The sequence below is a fragment of the Sphingopyxis sp. genome (assembly GCF_016704835.1).
Lineage (GTDB): Bacteria > Pseudomonadota > Alphaproteobacteria > Sphingomonadales > Sphingomonadaceae > Sphingopyxis.
In genome coordinates, this window is the sequence record NZ_JADIZJ010000005.1 from 320,138 (window position 1) to 335,387 (window position 15,250).

The 15,250-nt window shown below is 64.9% G+C and carries 14 protein-coding genes; 4 read left to right on the forward strand and 10 right to left on the reverse strand.

The features are described from left to right. Positions 1-345: 345 nt before the first annotated feature. A complete protein-coding gene (locus IPF76_RS11100) occupies positions 346-588 on the reverse strand; it encodes a hypothetical protein (protein ID WP_293843647.1) in 243 nt (80 codons plus the stop codon). Positions 589-610: 22 nt separating this feature from the next. Next, positions 611-1,726 (reverse strand): alanine dehydrogenase, encoded by a 1,116-nt coding sequence (ald, locus tag IPF76_RS11105; protein WP_293843650.1) that lies wholly within the window; start codon positions 1,724-1,726, stop codon positions 611-613. 158 nt (positions 1,727-1,884) lie between these two features. On the opposite strand from ald, the gene IPF76_RS11110 reads away from it, so the two are divergent. The 4 genes from IPF76_RS11110 to IPF76_RS11125 all read left to right on the forward strand — a co-directional run bounded on the left by IPF76_RS11110 (position 1,885) and on the right by IPF76_RS11125 (position 5,666). Next, positions 1,885-2,358, forward strand: a complete 474-nt coding sequence (locus tag IPF76_RS11110; protein WP_293843653.1) for an Lrp/AsnC family transcriptional regulator — start codon at positions 1,885-1,887, stop codon at positions 2,356-2,358. A gap of 126 nt (positions 2,359-2,484) precedes the next feature. Then, a complete protein-coding gene (locus tag IPF76_RS11115; RefSeq protein ID WP_293843656.1) occupies positions 2,485-3,837 on the forward strand; it encodes a methyl-accepting chemotaxis protein in 1,353 nt (450 codons plus the stop codon). A gap of 161 nt (positions 3,838-3,998) precedes the next feature. Continuing rightward, on the forward strand, positions 3,999-4,691 hold the full coding sequence (locus IPF76_RS11120; RefSeq protein ID WP_293843659.1) for an SDR family oxidoreductase: 693 nt from the start codon (positions 3,999-4,001) through the stop codon (positions 4,689-4,691). A gap of 3 nt (positions 4,692-4,694) precedes the next feature. After that, entirely contained in the window at positions 4,695-5,666 is a 972-nt protein-coding gene (locus IPF76_RS11125) for a 50S ribosomal protein L11 methyltransferase (protein ID WP_293843662.1), read from the forward strand. Between the two features lie 108 nt (positions 5,667-5,774). On the opposite strand, the gene phhA is transcribed toward IPF76_RS11125, so the two are convergent. The 8 genes from phhA to IPF76_RS11165 form a co-directional block, all read right to left on the reverse strand. Beyond that, on the reverse strand, positions 5,775-6,644 hold the full coding sequence (gene phhA / locus IPF76_RS11130; protein WP_293843665.1) for a phenylalanine 4-monooxygenase: 870 nt from the start codon (positions 6,642-6,644) through the stop codon (positions 5,775-5,777). Between the two features lie 40 nt (positions 6,645-6,684). Then, a complete protein-coding gene (locus IPF76_RS11135) occupies positions 6,685-8,037 on the reverse strand; it encodes a PepSY domain-containing protein (protein ID WP_293843668.1) in 1,353 nt (450 codons plus the stop codon). 15 nt (positions 8,038-8,052) lie between these two features. Further along, entirely contained in the window at positions 8,053-10,083 is a 2,031-nt protein-coding gene (locus IPF76_RS11140) for a TonB-dependent receptor (protein WP_293843671.1), read from the reverse strand. Positions 10,084-10,154: 71 nt separating this feature from the next. After that, the gene (locus IPF76_RS11145; RefSeq protein ID WP_293843674.1) at positions 10,155-10,547 is read right to left on the reverse strand and encodes a hypothetical protein; all 393 of its coding nucleotides are present in this window, start codon (positions 10,545-10,547) and stop codon (positions 10,155-10,157) included. Between the two features lie 141 nt (positions 10,548-10,688). After that, positions 10,689-11,855 carry a sterol desaturase family protein gene (locus tag IPF76_RS11150; RefSeq protein WP_293843677.1) on the reverse strand — a complete coding sequence of 389 codons (1,167 nt, stop codon included), beginning with the start codon at positions 11,853-11,855 and terminating at the stop codon, positions 10,689-10,691. Positions 11,856-12,039: 184 nt separating this feature from the next. Further along, positions 12,040-14,169 carry an NAD-dependent DNA ligase LigA gene (gene ligA / locus IPF76_RS11155; protein ID WP_293843680.1) on the reverse strand — a complete coding sequence of 710 codons (2,130 nt, stop codon included), beginning with the start codon at positions 14,167-14,169 and terminating at the stop codon, positions 12,040-12,042. Continuing rightward, positions 14,166-14,561 (reverse strand): antibiotic biosynthesis monooxygenase, encoded by a 396-nt coding sequence (locus IPF76_RS11160; RefSeq protein ID WP_293843843.1) that lies wholly within the window; start codon positions 14,559-14,561, stop codon positions 14,166-14,168. The genes ligA and IPF76_RS11160 overlap by 4 nt, the downstream gene beginning before the upstream one ends. Further along, a complete protein-coding gene (locus IPF76_RS11165; protein ID WP_293843683.1) occupies positions 14,561-15,247 on the reverse strand; it encodes a GNAT family N-acetyltransferase in 687 nt (228 codons plus the stop codon). Before IPF76_RS11165 ends, IPF76_RS11160 begins: the two co-directional genes overlap by 1 nt. Positions 15,248-15,250 lie beyond the last annotated feature (3 nt).

Here is a 15,250-nt window from a genome sequence, read left to right on the forward strand (position 1 = left end):
CGCGGCTCGAACGTCCTGCGGTATCCGTTCCCGATCTCATGGACGCCAACATACGGGTGACTGCCGACGCAATAAGATACAGCCTGAAAACTAATGCCCAATAGGAGAATGCTGGACGCGGGCGTTGAGTTAACGTCAAATGTCGACGCGCCTCTATCAAGATGGGTGGACCAGATCCTGAGTACTCTGCAGCCTCGACCAGATGCGGCCACCCACAACCACGTCATCCCGGCGAAAGCCGGGATCTCGCCGGTGCGTAAATCCGAGAGGTTGAGACCCCGGTCTTCGCCGGGATGACGAAATGGGAAAGGCCCCTTCCTACTCCAATGCGGCCCTTTCGACGTGCTACTTGATCTTGTCGCGGTTCGCGTAAAGCAACGCCGCAATCACCGCCGCCGAACCGATGCCCAAGCCCGCCGCGGCGGCGGTTTTCCAACCGGCGCGCTTGCCCTTTGCGGCTTCCTGATCAGCCTTTTCGGTCGCCTCAGCAGCCTCGCGCTGCTGTTGCCGCTCGCGTGCGGCGCGCAGCACTTCGTTTTCTTCCTGATCGTCGTTTTGCGGCGGGGGAGGTGGCACTTGGTCGGTCATCGTCTCGTCTATGTCCTTGTTGTCAGGCGAGCGCCTGTTCGACAGGCACATAATCGGTTCCAATGGCTTGTGCCACGGCTTCGAATGTTACCTTACCATTCCATACGTTCAAGCCCTGCGAAAGATGCACATCGCGGCGGAGCGCTTCTTTCCACCCCAGATCGGCGATACGCAGCGCGTGCGGCAGGGTGACGTTGTTGAGCGCATAAGTGCTCGTGCGCGCGACCGCGCCGGGCATGTTGGCGACCGCATAATGAACGATTCCATCGACGACATAGGTCGGGTCGGCGTGGGTCGTTGCGTGGCTGGTTTCAAAACAGCCGCCCTGATCGATCGCGACGTCGACGAGCACCGATCCGGCCTGCATCGTGCCGAGCATGTCGCGGGTGACGAGCTTGGGCGCCTCGGCGCCGGGGATCAGCACCGCGCCGATGACAAGATCAGCCTCGGCCACGCATTCAGCGAGGTTGGCGCGGTTCGAGAATCGCGTCTTGGCGCGCGATTCGAAGAAGGTACCGACGCGTTCAAGCACTTCGGGATCGCGGTCGAGGATGGTGACGTCGGCGCCAAGCCCCGCCGCCATCTGTGCCGCGTTGAAACCGACGACGCCGCCGCCGATCACGCACACCTTGCCCGGCGCAACGCCGGGGACGCCGCCGAGCAGCACGCCGCGGCCGCCATGCGCCTTTTCGAGCGCGGTCGCGCCCGCCTGGATCGACATACGGCCCGCGACCTGGCTCATCGGCTTCAAGAGCGGCAAGCCTCCGTGCGGGCTGGTGACGGTTTCATAGGCGATGCAGACGGCGCCCGATTTCATCAGGTCGCGCGTCTGGTCGGGATCGGGGGCAAGATGCAGATAGGTGTAGAGGATCTGGCCCTCGCGCAGCATCGCGCGCTCGCCGGGTTGCGGCTCCTTGACCTTGACCACCATGTCGCAAGTCGCGAAAATCTCTTCCGCCGTCTGGACGATCTCGGCGCCCGCCTCGACATAGAAACGGTCGTGCGCGCCAATGCCTTCGCCCGCACCCGTCTGCACCAGCACCCGGTGACCGTGGACGGTCAGTTCGCGCGCGCTTTCAGGGGTCAGCCCGACGCGATATTCGTGGTTCTTGATTTCCTTGGGGGTGCCGATGATCATTGTCGCTCTCCATGGGTTCGCCGCCGGTCGCGCTGTCCGGCGCCGCGTCGTTCATGCTGCGCCTGATAGCAGAAACGCGGCGCGAGGTGCTTGCATATCGCTGCTGGATTCGCGATAAATACGCACAATAATAGCGTAATACTGCCCAAGGACGCACAATGATTGATCGAATCGACCATAAGCTCCTCGACATGCTTCAACGGCATGGTCCGCGACCCGCCGCCGAGCTGGGCGAAGCGGTTGGCCTGTCGGCGTCGGCGTGCCATCGCCGCATCCGCGCGCTCGAGGCGGCGGGGATCATCACCGGTTATGCCGCGCGGCTGGCTCCCGAGCGCATCGGGCTCGGCCTCGACGTATTTGTCGACATCAGCCTGACGTCGCAGAGCGAAGAGGCGCTGACCGCATTCGAAAGCGCGGTTAAAAGCTTCGACGAGATCCTCGAATGCCAGCTGCTCTCGGGCGCTTCCGATTACCGGCTGCGCGTTGCGGCGCGCAACGTTGCCGATTTCGACCGGTTGCATCGCCACTGCCTGTCGCGCCTGCCTGGCGTTGCCGCGATGCACAGCGCCTTTGCGCTGCGCACGATCAAGGCGTTCGAGGGTTATCCGGTGCCTTCGGGCGACGCGTACTAGGCCTAAGAAACCCTGCTCTGGTTAACGCGCAATTTACCAAAGGGCCGCATACCCCGGTCATATGTATGGCGGACGATGTCGAGCGTCAGACTCGCTCCGCGTTGGATCGATCAGGGAAGCAGGATCATGGTGAAGGAAAATCCGATTCATAAGCAGCAAATCGACCCGATTTCGATGGCCGAACGCTTCCCCTATTACGACCTCGACGGCCTGCTCGCCGCCAACGCCGCCGAAATCCACGCGATCATCGCCGGCCGCGAAGAAGCCGTTGCGCGTGCCTATTGGGACGCGTTCAATGCGCTGCCCAGCGTCGAGCGCGCGGTCGAAGGCGAACTGCTCGCTTCATACATCCGCGGCAGCGCTCGGCATACCGACGTCAAATATGCCGACGCCGCCGGACAGGAAGTTGCGACCATCGCCTGCCAGAACGCGCACATGGCGCGGCGCGTCAAATTGCCGCTCGCTTCCGTCATGTCGTGCATCGCCGAAAGCCAGCGACTGACGATCGACTATGTCGTTGCGGCGTGCATCGACGATGCGGCGCGACTGGCGCGGCTGACCAGCGCGGTCAACCGGCTGGCGCTACTCGAATTCGACATCATGCAGCGCTACGCCGAAAAGCTCGACCGCGCGGTGATTTCCAGCGAGCGCCAGACGCTTGCAGGTGATTTCGACCGCTCGATCGCCTCGCTCGTGCAGGACACCGACGGGGTGCGCGAGCAGCTCGCCAGGCAGGCGGCCTCGGCCGACCAGGCAGCGAAGGGGATGATCGCCAAGACCAGCGAAGTCGCCGCTGCGTCCGAACAATCGGCGATGGCGATGCGCGAAGCCGCCTCGACCGCCGCGGGCCTGATCCGCGCGATCGAGGATGCGCGCAGCGAGGTCGAAGCGTCGGCCAGCATCGCCACCCGCGCCTCCGAACAGGCTGGCGAAGCGGTCGCGATGTCCGAAACGCTGTCGCACCACGCCGAATCGATCGAATCGATCCTGGGCCTGATCCGCGAGATCGCCGGCCAGACCAACCTGCTCGCGCTCAACGCCACGATCGAGGCCGCGCGCGCCGGCGAATCGGGCCGCGGCTTTGCCGTCGTCGCGCAAGAGGTGAAAAGCCTGGCAAACGAAACCGCGCGCGCCACCGACGATATCGCGGGCAAGATCACCGCGATCCAGCAGGCCACGCGCGGGTCGGTGACCGCCAACCAGTCGATCAAGGCGACGATCGTCGAAGTCCAGCAGTCGGCGCAGCGCATCCGCGATGCGATGGACGCGCAGGCACAGACGGTCACCTCGATCACCGCCGCCGTCGACGAAACCGCGCTCGCTGCCGACTCGATGTCCTCGACGATCGCCAGCATCCGCAACGATTCTGGCATGGTAGCGAGCGAAATCAGCGTGCTCAGCCAGGAATTCGGCAAGATGGGTGGCCGCTTGCAGCAACTGGAACAGGCCGCGAGCGAATTCAGCCGCAGGGTTGCTTGATTTGGCCCGTCTTTGAATTCGTTCGTGCTGAGCCTGTCAAAGCACCGGCCTTCCTTTGCGGCACCGAACGAAATAACAGCCCTTTGACAAGCACAGGGCGATTGGAGTTTTTTTGACCAGTCTTTTGCACTGACGCGCGCTCACCGTTAGAGACGCACCCCATGCACACCCACATCCTGATCACCGGCGCCAGCCGCGGCATCGGCGCCGCGGTCGCCACGGCGTTGACCGCCGACACCATCAAAATGGTCGCGCTGTCCAGCGCCGACGGCGACCTCGCCAATCCAGCGACCCCCGAGCGGCTGTGGCAGACGAGCCTCGACCGCCTAGACGGCCGCGTCGACGTGCTGGTGAACAATGCCGGAGTATTCGAGGCGAACCCCCTCGACAACGCCGACGCCGACTGGCTCGCGAACTGGAACCGCACGCTCCAGATCAATCTGACCGCCAGCGCCGACCTCTGCCGCCGCGCCGTCCTGCACTGGCAAGCGCGCCAGGCGGCAGGCCGCATCGTCAACATCGCCAGTCGCGCCGCGCATCGCGGCGACAGCCCCGCACACTGGCACTATGCCGCGTCGAAGGCGGGCATGGTCGCGATGACGAAGACAATTGCGCGCGGCTATGCAAAGGATGGCATTCTCGCCTTCGCGATCTGCCCCGGCTTCACGATGACCGGCATGGCCGACGAGTATCTCGCGAGCCGCGGCGGCGACACATTGCTCGCTGACATTCCCTTGGGCCGTGTCGCCATGCCGGGCGAAGTCGCCGAAATGGCGCGCTGGTGCGCGCTCGATGCCCCCGCGTCGATGACCGGGGCCGTGCTCGATGTGAATGGCGCCAGCTATGTGCGCTAAGCGATGAGCTGGATCGTCTCGCTCCCTTGCACCCGCGCCGAGGCCGAGGCGTTGTCGGGTGACGTTCCCGCACTCGACGCATCGCCCGAAGCCCCGGTCGTGGTCACGCGCGAGATCGACGAGGATGCCGGCGCATGGCAGCTCGATGCCTATGTCGAAGAACGGCCGAGCGCAGCGCTGCTGAAACTATTGCAGGCACTCGTCCCGAGCGCCAGGGGTCGGAAACCGGCGGTCGACGAGCTGCCCGAAGAAGATTGGCTGACGCTGAGCCAGCAAGGACTCGAACCCGTGCAGGCCGGCCGCTTCTTCGTCCACACGAGCAGTTATGTCGACCGCATCCCCCGCGGCAGCACCGCCTTTCTCATCGATGCCAGTCAGGCGTTCGGCACCGGCGGTCACGACACCACGGCGGGCTGCCTTGCGATGCTCGACCGGCTGAAGCGCAAGGGCACGGCCCCCCGCAACATCGCCGACATCGGTACCGGCACCGGGCTGCTCGCCTTCGCCGCGATGGCCCTATGGCCCGCCGCGCGGACAATCGCATCGGACATCGACCCCGCGAGCATTTTCGTCACCCGCGACAATGCCGCGATCAACCGCGTCCCGCTCGGCCGCGGCAGCGGCGCGCTGACGCTCGCGGTCGCGCCGGGGACCGACCATTCGGCGATCCGCCACCGCGCGCCCTATGACCTCGTCATCGCCAATATCCTTGCCGGGCCGCTGATCACCCTCGCCCCCGATATCGCCGTCGCGATCGCGCCCGGCGGCCATGCCATTCTCGCCGGATTGATCGCGCGCCAGATGGACGCGGTGCTCGCGGCGTACCGCGCGCAGGGTTTCCGCCTCGCCGCGCGCGGCGGCAGCGCCGAATGGCCATGCCTGCTGTTGGTCAAGCGCCGCCGCTACGGCTGGCGCCGCAAGGAGCGCGCCTTCCACCGGGCGAGCCCGTCGGATGCGAGTTTCGGGAGCTGGTGAACCCACCGCAATGGCGAGCAAAGCGAAGCAATCACCAGCTATCGCTATCTGACGACGATCGCTGGAGATTGCCTCGTCGCCATGCTCCTCGCAAGGACGACAACGGGTCTAGACTTTCGCCGTCGCATAGTCCTGCGTACCGCGCGTAATCACCTCATCACCCGGCAAGATATCCGCGATCGCAATCGGCGGCAGCGCGTCGTTCGCCGCGTAAAGCGGCGCGAAATCGGTGTTGATCGTGGTGCCCAGCAACTGGTCCAGACTGTCGATGACGAAATAATTCTGCTGAAAATCGTCGATCCGGTAGTCGGTCCGCATCACCCGCGCGAGGTCGAAACCGATGCGGTTCGGGCTGTCGGAATCGAGCGCGAACACACTCTCGGCATAAGAGGACACAATCCCGGCGCCATAAATCCGCAGGCCGCTCGCCTCGCGGATCAGCCCGAATTCGACCGTGTACCAGTAAAGCCGCGCCAGCTGCTTCAGCGCGTCGAACTTCAGACTGCGCAGCCCGCCCTCGCCATAAGCGACCATATAGTTGGCGAACACCGGGTCGGCGAGCATCGGGACATGGCCGAACACGTCGTGAAACACGTCGGGTTCCTGCAGATAATCGAGCTGCTCGGGCGTCCGGATGAAATTACCTGCGGGGAAGCGCCGGTTCGCCAAATGGTCGAAAAACACATCATCGGGTACCAGCCCCGGCACCGCGACCACCTGCCACCCGGTCGCTGCCATCAATCGCGCATTGAGCTCGCGATAATCAGGGATCCCCGGCTTTTCGAGCTTGAGCACATCGATCCCGCGCAGAAACGCCTCGGCGGCGCGGCCCGGCAGCATGTCCGACTGGCGCGCAAACAGCTTGTCCCACATCGCATGTTCGTCGGCGGTAAACGCCGCCCAATTTTGCGCAATCGTCCAGTCGGCCGCGGTCCCCGGCGGTGGCGTGGCGTGAACATGGGTGAAGCCGTCTTTCATGAGCAAGCATCTAGCATGATTTAGTTTCAACCGAAACCTTTTACGTGTGCACTAGTCCCAGCCAGCGCGCCGCGCGTGGCAGGCGGGGGATGATGAGCCGATCGACGATCCATAGCAAGATCAGCGACGCCGCAAGCAACGGCAGAAGCGCCGCGAGCAGCAGCACAATTGCCGAGACCCCCTTCAGCTTCGCCCGATCGCGCGGCGACGGCGGCGCACCGAGCCCGTCGTCGGGCTTGCGCCGCCGCCACATCAGGAATCCCGATACCGCGAGGGTGATCAGCATCAGTGCGGTGAACACTCCAATCAGCTGGCTGACGATTCCGAACAGCGCGCCTTCGTGCCACGCGATGCCGACGCCAACGATGCGGTCGATGACATGTTTGTCGGAAAAGCCGCTGCGCGATACCTCGATTCCGGTAACCACATCGTAACTCACATTGCGAACCCGCGGCCGGTTCTGCGTCTGCGTCGTCAGCGTCCATGTGTTGCCGTTGGGCGGTCCGAACAGGTTGGGCGCCCCCGGCGGCTGGATGATCACCGGCGCGGGAAGATTTTCGGTCTGTGCGCGCAGGACAATGCGGTCGAGCGCGACGCGCGGTTCATCCCCGATCGCAACCGGCGCCGGGATCGCCTTCGCCATCGCATTGTGATCATGCGCCGCATGATGATCGGCAGCGCCGCTTTTCCAGTCCTGGGCGCCCTGGACCCAGCCCATCTCGGCGCGCACGGCGCGAAAGCCTTGTGCCCAGACATCGGTCCACGGCAAGGCAGTGAGCAGCAGCACCAGCGCCAGCCCCGACGCCCAAAATCCGGTCACGGCGTGGAGGTCGCGTAGCACCATCCGCCCGCCGAGCCCCAGTCGCGGCCACACCACCCCCGCCAGCCCGCACCCGCGCGGCCACCACAGATACAATCCGGTTAGGATCATCACGATCGCCCAGCTCGCCGCAAGCTCGACGATGATCCCGCCCGGTTTGCCGATCAGCAAGCTGCCGTGGATTTTGGCCAGCCACGCCGAAATGCGGTCATCGGGATTGGCGCTGCCGATCACCTCACCCCGCGGCGACACCGCGACATCGCGCATTCCGCCCGCAGGCAGGCCGACGTGAACAATTGCCGCATCACTCGGCGCCTGCGGTACCCGGTAATAATGAAAATTCGCGCCGGGAAAGGCCGCCAGCGCCGCCTTCACCTGCGCATCGGCATCGACCCGCTCGGCAGTCGGCAGGCCGCGCCAGCCGCGTTCCTGCCACCGGTCGAGCTGCGGCTTGAACAGATAGGCGGCCCCCGTCACCGATAGCATGAGGATGAAGGGGATGACGACCAGCGCGGCATAAAAATGCCAGCGCCAGATCGTGCGATAGAGCGGAATCCGGTTGGTGTCGGTCATCCCCTGTCCTTTCGCTTAAAAGCGCGCGCGAATGCCCGCGGACACCGCGCGGCGCTCGACGGGATAATAGATCGCCGATGCCGCGGGCGTGGCCACCGATGGCGCCGTGGCGGTGATCACCGCGCTGATGTCGCCGATCGCCTTTTTGCCCGTGATGTTACGGACATCGACAAAGGCGTCGATCCCTTCCGCAATTCGTGCCCCGCCGGTCACACCGAGCAAAGCATAGCCCGGCGTTTGCACCAGATTGCGGTAGTCGGCGTAAGGACCGTCGGGCACCCACTCGACATTTGGCGCGATATGCAGCGCGTCGCTGCCGATCCGCGCCTCGGCCCGGTAAACATGTTTCGGCACCACCGGCAGGCGGTTGTTCCCGAACTGGCTGTCACCCCGGAAATGGAAGTCGCTGTACGTATAGACCTGCCGTAGTCGCAACCACTCGGTCGGGGCGATTTCCAGCGCGGCCTCGACCCCCTGGTGCAGCGTGCGGTCGGCGTTGAAGGTCGCCGCCGGGATGCTGACATTGGCAGTAAATTGCAGCAATTCGCCCTTCAGCGTCGAGCGGTAGAGCGCGAGATCCCAGCTGACGATCCCGGTCTTGCCGCGTGTGCCGACCTCGGCCGTCCACGCGCGCTGCGGGCGGATCGTCGAGACCACCTGACTGACCGGCGGGGTGCCGATATTCTGGAAGACCTCGCCAAAGCCGGGAAATTCGACCGAGCGGCTGTAGTTGGCGAAGAATTGCATATGATCGCTCGGTTCGAACAACAGGCCGATCTTGGGCGAAAAGGCGTCGAAATCGATCCGCCCGTCGCGCGATGTCGAGACGTTCACCCGCCGCTTGCGGAAACCATCGGCATACACCCCGCCGATGATCAGCGTCAGCGGGTCCACCGGCCGTACCCGCACCTCGCCGTAGATATTGGCGGTGCGTGCGGTCTGGTCGGCATCGAACACCAGCGCGCCGCGCCGGCCGGCGATATTAACATATTGGCGCGCGTCGGTGCTGCCGCGGCGCAGCTCGCCGCCCAGCGTGACCTCGATCGGCCCCGCGGCATAATCGGCGCGGAAGAATCCGCCGAGATCGAGCGAGTCCTGATCGATCACCTGAAAGATCGGGTGATAAAGCGACTTCGCATTGACGAACCCACCGACGTCGAGCTTGAACGCCCCCCAATCAAAGCTCGTGCGGTTCTGCAGCCGCAGCGACACGATGTCGCGCGCCTGATCGCCCGCCACCGCCGCCGCGCTGGCAATGCGCGGGGTGGTCAACGCCTGGTTGAAAGTCAGCGCGCCGGGGATTTCCTGCTTGATGTCGTTGTAGCTCGCATAGAAGCGCGTCGAAACGACGTCGCTCAGCTTCAGTCCGACATTGCCGTGGAAGCGAAAGCTGCGACGGTTGACATGGTCGCGGTCACCGTTCGAGGTATCGGCGCTGACCGCCGCCCACGCATCGACACGCTCGCTCGCGACACCCGCCGACACGAGCCCGCGATAGCTGCCGAAACTGCCGACGTCGCCGCGCAGGTAAAAGCCTTCCGCCGTGCGCCCGGTCGGCGTCACGCCATTGACCGCGCCGCCTAATGTCCCCGACCCGAAGCGCAGCGCATTGGCGCCGCGATAGACTTCGAGATGATCGAAAAAGATCGGTTCGAGCTCCTGGAAGTCGCCGTTGTCGTCGGCCAGGTTGATCGGAACCCCGTCCTGCAGCAGCGTCAGCCCGCGCATATGAAAGCCGCGCGACAGCCCCGATCCGCGGATCGAAATGCGGACCTCCTGCCCATAGCGCGGCTGGAGATAGACGCCCGGCGAGAAAGCCAGCGTGTCGCGCAGGGAGACAATCGACTTATCGGCATAGTCCTGATGGCTGACGACATCGGCGCCACCGGCGGTCTCGGCGACTTGCGCTTCGGCCTCGTTGGTCAGTTCGGGGGCGGTGACGATAATCGTCGGATCGGCTTCGGCCTCGGCGGCCTGCGCCGCGGCAGGGACAAACGAAAGGACGAGCGCCAATAGTGGCGCCGCCCGATAGGCGTGGGTTTTCATAGATCGATCTTTCGCGTGAAATCAGCAAAGCGCCGCCCCGCGCACTTGCGCGGGCGGCGGGTCCGTCTGGTTCAGGCGAAAGCAGGGGGTCCGGTACTCGGCGGCAGCGGGGAGGCGATGCCGGGCGCAAAGCCCAGCGACCGCACTGCCACCGGGGTCGGCGCCGCAACCATCGGCGCCGCCAGCAACAGCGGTTCACCCGGCACGATCGGCGCATTGGCGAGCGCGCCCCACGGGCAATGCTGCTGCGTCTCGCCCGCGTCGTGGCCGCCCGTCTTTTCCAGCGCGATGGTGACCGTCTTGCCGGGATCGGTCGGGTCCGAACAGATGCGCACGGTGATCGATCCGCCGGCATCGCTCTCGATCATCCACCCGGGCGCGACCAGCACCCGCGCGCCAAGCGCGAGGAGCAGCGGCAACAGCAGCAGGATGCCGGGACGGCGAAAGGCGGCGAGCAGGCTCACGCGGCGGCCTTTATGGCGACGCGGGGACGCTGGCAAGTGGGGATACCAAACCCCGTCATTGCGGGGAGCGAAGCGACGCGGCAATCCAGAGTCCGCGCAAATCGCCCTGGATTGCTTCGCTTCGCTCGCAATGGCGAAATATCATTCCGCAGGCGTCTCCTCGCTCTTCCCTTTACGCGTCCATGGATAGAGAAACTGCCCCCAGTAATTTTTCGGCACATCCTCGGGAATGCCGTAATTCTCCGGCCAGCGATCCTTCGGCAGGTGAAATGTCCCGAAAATCTTGTCGAGCCACGGAAAGTGGATCGCAAAATTGATGTCGAACGCTTCGCGTTCCAGCCCATGGTGCCAATGGTGAAAACGCGGCGTCGCAATCCAGTGACCCAGCCGGTTGAAATTGCCCCCGACGTTGGCGTGGAGCAGCGACGACCAGACATACACAAAACCGATATAGGCCTGCATCACCGACGGGCTGAATCCCAGGGTGAACAGCGGCAGCGAGGTGATCGAGCGGAGCAGGATGATCTCGACAAAATGCATCCGCGACCCCGCCAGCCAGTCCATCGATTGGGCGCTGTGGTGGATCGCGTGAAACCCCCACAGGAACGGCACTTTGTGGAACAGCCGGTGATACCAATATTGCGCAAGGTCCGACGCGACGAGCACGATCGCGAACTGGACGAGCCACGGCAGCGATGCAACGCCGGCGCGAAACGCCTGCCAGCTCGACGTATTGTCGTTGATGATCGTCGAAGGCGCGAGCGCGAGGAAACCAAGCACCTGCACGAACATCGTGCTGACCAGATAATAAAATAAATCCTCGCGCCATTCGGTGCGGAACAGGCGTTGCGCGCGGCGATGTGGGAACAACCGTTCAAGCGGCGCGAACATGAACCCGGTGATCAGCAGATTGACGACGAAAAAGTCGAGCCCGAAGAAAATTCCCCAACTTCGCGTCTCAGCTGGCTGGACATTGGCGCCGCCGATCAGCGTCGCGGCGAGCGCAATGATCAGCGCGGTCGCGCCCAGCACCTTGCGCGGACGCAGCAGCAGGCTAAGCAATGCGAGGCCATAGCTTGCGAGCAGCACGAGATGCACCAGCCCGCGAAACCCGCCCCAATTCTTGATGATCGCGAGCTCGGGCGTTGCAAACCAGCCCGGAAAGCGCAGCGCGATTACCATCCCGAACCCGACGATCGCAAACAGCAGGGCGAAAAAGCCCGACAACCATCCGCTGCCGAACCGCCGCACATCGGTATGCGATTCCAGATCGCGCATCAGGTGATTCAGATAATCGCGTTTCGCCATATGGTCCCCCAACCCCTCATTCGTCATGCCGGACCCGATCCGGCTTCCATCGCAACTCCGTCGTCATGGTCCCCGGATCAAGTCAGGGATGACGAGGGTACTTAGGTCATCACAGCGAACCGTCTGGGACGACGCACACCGTCCTGGCAATCCTCCCTGTGGCGTAGCCATGGGGAGGATCATCCTACCCCGCCGCCACCACAATCGCCGCCCACTCAGCCTCGTCAATCACCCGGATCCCCAGCGCCGCCGCCTGCTTCAGTTTCGACCCCGCCCCCGGCCCCGCGACGACCAGATCGGTCTTCGCGCTCACCGATCCCGCCGCCTTGGCGCCCAAAGCTTCCGCCTGCGCCTTCGCTTCGTCGCGGCTCATCGTCTCCAGCTTGCCGGTGAACACCACCGTCATCCCCGACACTTCGCTGTCGCGCGTCTCGACGACAAAGGGTGGCGGCGATACCTCAGCGAACAAGTCATCCCACAGCGCGCGATTGTGCGGTTCGTGGAAAAAATCGCCCAGCGCTTCTGCCACTGCCGGACCGATGCCATCGGCGCGGACGTCAAGGATCGCCTTGATCGCCTCCATCCTGCGCGCCGCATATTTGCCGTCAGACTCGCCCTCGGCGCGCGGGTGCGCCTCGACATAAGCGTTGATCTCGGCCGCCTTGGCCGGGAGCAGCGCAATGTCGCCCACGCCTTTCAGCAAGTCGCGCGCGGTCACCGCCCCGATATGGCGGATGCCCAGCCCGAACAGCAGCCGCGCCGCATCGGGCTGTCGCTTCGCCTCGATCGCCGCGAAAAGATTGTCGACCGACTTTTCCTTCCACCCCTCGCGCGCCAGCAATTCATCGCGATGCCGATGCAGCCGAAAAATATCCGCCGGGCCTTTGTCGAGCCAACCGAGCTCGAGAAATTCGGCGATGCTCTTTTCACCCAGCCCCTCGATGTCGAGCGCGCCGCGGCTGACAAAGTGGCGGAGCCGCTCGAACTTCTGCGCCGCGCAGATCAGCCCGCCGGTGCAGCGCACATCGACCTCGCCCTCCTCGGCGACGGCTTCGCTGCCGCACACCGGACAATGGTCGGGAAAGGCATAGGGATCGCGGTCCTCATCGCGGGTCAGGTTCTCGACCACCTGCGGGATCACGTCGCCCGCGCGCTGGACAACCACCCGGTCGCCGGGGCGCACGCCCAGCCGCCCGATCTCGTCGCGGTTGTGCAATGTCACGTTCGACACCACGACCCCGCCGACCGTCACCGGCGTCAACCGCCCGACCGGGGTCAGCTTCCCCGTCCGCCCGACCTGGATGTCGATCGCTTCCAATGTTGTCTGTGCGCGTTCGGCGGGAAATTTATGCGCGATCGCCCAGCGCGGCGCCTTCGCCACAAAGCCCAGCCGCGCCTGCCAGTCGAGCCGGTCGACCTTGTAAACAACGCCATCGATGTCATAGGGCAGCTCGGCGCGCCGCGCCTCGATGTCGCGGTAGTGCTCCAGCACGTCGCCTACGCTGTCGAAGCGGCCGAGCAGCGGCGACACCGGTACGCCCCAGCTTTCGATCAACCGCATCATGTCATATTGGCTCGCCGCAGGCACGTCGCTGACCTCGCCCCAGCCATGTGCCAGAAAGCGCAGCGGCCGCGCCGCAGTGATGCTTGCATCCTTCTGCCGCAGTGACCCGGCGGCGGCGTTGCGCGGGTTGGCAAAGACCTTCGCATCGGCTTTTTGCTGCGCAGCATTAAGCGCAGCAAAATCTGCCTTGGCCATGTAGATTTCGCCGCGAATTTCGAAGATGTCGGGTGCGTTCCCGGATAGCCGTTCCGGAATATCCGCAATGGTGCGGACATTCGGCGTCACGTCCTCACCAACGCTCCCGTCGCCGCGCGTCGCCGCCTGCACCAGCACGCCCTGTTCAAAGCGCAGCGAGCAGGACAGCCCGTCGATCTTGTCCTCGGCGGTCAGGGCGACCGAAGCATCCTCGGACAGGTTCAAAAACCGCCGCACCCGGGCGACGAACTCGGCGACATCGTCATCGGCGAACGCGTTGTCGAGGCTCATCATCCGCTGGGCATGCGTGACCTTGGCGAGCGGCGACGCTTCGACGGCGGCCCCCACCAGTTTGTTCGGGCTGTCGGCGCGGACGAGGTGCGGGAAGGCTTCTTCCAGCGCCGTGTTGCGGCGGACGAGCGCGTCATAATCGGCGTCGCTGATCTCCGGACTGTCATCGGCATGATACAGCCGGTTGTGATGCGCGATCGCCTTCGCCAGCCGCATCAATTCATTCGCGACGTCGGCTTCGGACAGCGATTCAATCTCGGTCATGCGCTGGCCTTTGCCACCGGCTTGAATTCGGCGCGAGTGCCAAATCCTGCGATCAGCGGGCGCGCCTTTTTGATCGCTGCCTGCACCGCGGGCAGACCGAGCGACGCGGCGTGCGATTCCTTGCCGTCCCACAGCTCGACGATCCAGATCGCATCGAGGTTCGCGCTGTCCTCGCCGATCAGATAAGCGATATTGCCGGGCATTGCGCCGGTGACTTCGGACAGGATCGCGGCAAGCGCCCCCCGCTGACCGGGCTGCGCGATCATCTGGCCGATCAGGCCATATTGCGGGTCGGCGTCTTCCATCATGTTCTCCAGTGCGCGCAGTTTCGATACGGGCAGCACCGCTGCCGCCATAACCGCCAGCCCGGCGAGATGGTCGCGGCGAGTCATCACGCCGCAATCACCAGCACGTGCACCTCGCGCCGGATACGGAACCCCAGCGATTCATACAGCGCGATCGCGCCCGCATTGTCGGCATAGCTGTGCAGGAACGGCACCTCGCCGCGCGCCACCATCGCGCGCATGACATGGCCGATCAGCGCCCGCGCATAGCCGCGCCCGCGGCAATCCTGCCACGTCGACACCCCGCTGACCTCGGCCATGCCGGGCATCAGCATCCGCTGTCCCGCCATCGCGAGCAGTCGCCCGGCGTCGTCGCGAATCCCGAAAAACGGCCCGTAGCGATGCGTCGTCAGCCCCCACGGACCGGGCCTGGCGTGGTCAGCCAGCGCCGCCATCTCCGCCGCATCCGCCGCGCCGAGCGCAATGATCGCGGGCTCGCCGTCGCGCTCGGGCGGCGGGGCGCCCTCGGCGACCATCTGCGTCAGCACCGCGCGCTTCACCTCGCGCGCACCGACGGGCACCGGCCAGCGCTCGCCCTCGACAATCCATAATTCCTCGCCCGGCGGAATCAGCGCCGCGAGGGCCGCCTGCGCTTCGGCGCCGGTGTCGGCGGCGACGCCGAACACGCCATAGCCGCGGTCGAGCCGCAGCGCGCGCTGATCCCCTTCGCCCAGATGCGCCTGCCGTCCGGTGAGCATGCTCCACACCGGCCGGTCGAGCGGATGCGCGGTCATCGG

Excerpts from the sequence above, each read along its gene's own strand:
- IPF76_RS11110 (WP_293843653.1), top strand. The coding sequence starts at position 1,885 with ATGATTGATCGAATCGACCATAAGCTCCTCGACATGCTTCAACGGCAT.
- IPF76_RS11115 (WP_293843656.1), top strand. The coding sequence starts at position 2,485 with ATGGTGAAGGAAAATCCGATTCATAAGCAGCAAATCGACCCGATTTCG.
- IPF76_RS11120 (WP_293843659.1), top strand. The coding sequence starts at position 3,999 with ATGCACACCCACATCCTGATCACCGGCGCCAGCCGCGGCATCGGCGCC.
- IPF76_RS11135 (WP_293843668.1), bottom strand. The coding sequence starts at position 8,037 with ATGACCGACACCAACCGGATTCCGCTCTATCGCACGATCTGGCGCTGG.
- phhA (WP_293843665.1), bottom strand. The coding sequence starts at position 6,644 with ATGAAAGACGGCTTCACCCATGTTCACGCCACGCCACCGCCGGGGACC.
- IPF76_RS11165 (WP_293843683.1), bottom strand. The coding sequence starts at position 15,247 with ATGACCGCGCATCCGCTCGACCGGCCGGTGTGGAGCATGCTCACCGGA.
- IPF76_RS11100 (WP_293843647.1), bottom strand. The coding sequence starts at position 588 with ATGACCGACCAAGTGCCACCTCCCCCGCCGCAAAACGACGATCAGGAA.
- ald (WP_293843650.1), bottom strand. The coding sequence starts at position 1,726 with ATGATCATCGGCACCCCCAAGGAAATCAAGAACCACGAATATCGCGTC.
- IPF76_RS11160 (WP_293843843.1), bottom strand. The coding sequence starts at position 14,561 with ATGACTCGCCGCGACCATCTCGCCGGGCTGGCGGTTATGGCGGCAGCG.
- IPF76_RS11125 (WP_293843662.1), top strand. The coding sequence starts at position 4,695 with ATGAGCTGGATCGTCTCGCTCCCTTGCACCCGCGCCGAGGCCGAGGCG.
- IPF76_RS11150 (WP_293843677.1), bottom strand. The coding sequence starts at position 11,855 with ATGGCGAAACGCGATTATCTGAATCACCTGATGCGCGATCTGGAATCG.
- ligA (WP_293843680.1), bottom strand. The coding sequence starts at position 14,169 with ATGACCGAGATTGAATCGCTGTCCGAAGCCGACGTCGCGAATGAATTG.
- IPF76_RS11140 (WP_293843671.1), bottom strand. The coding sequence starts at position 10,083 with ATGAAAACCCACGCCTATCGGGCGGCGCCACTATTGGCGCTCGTCCTT.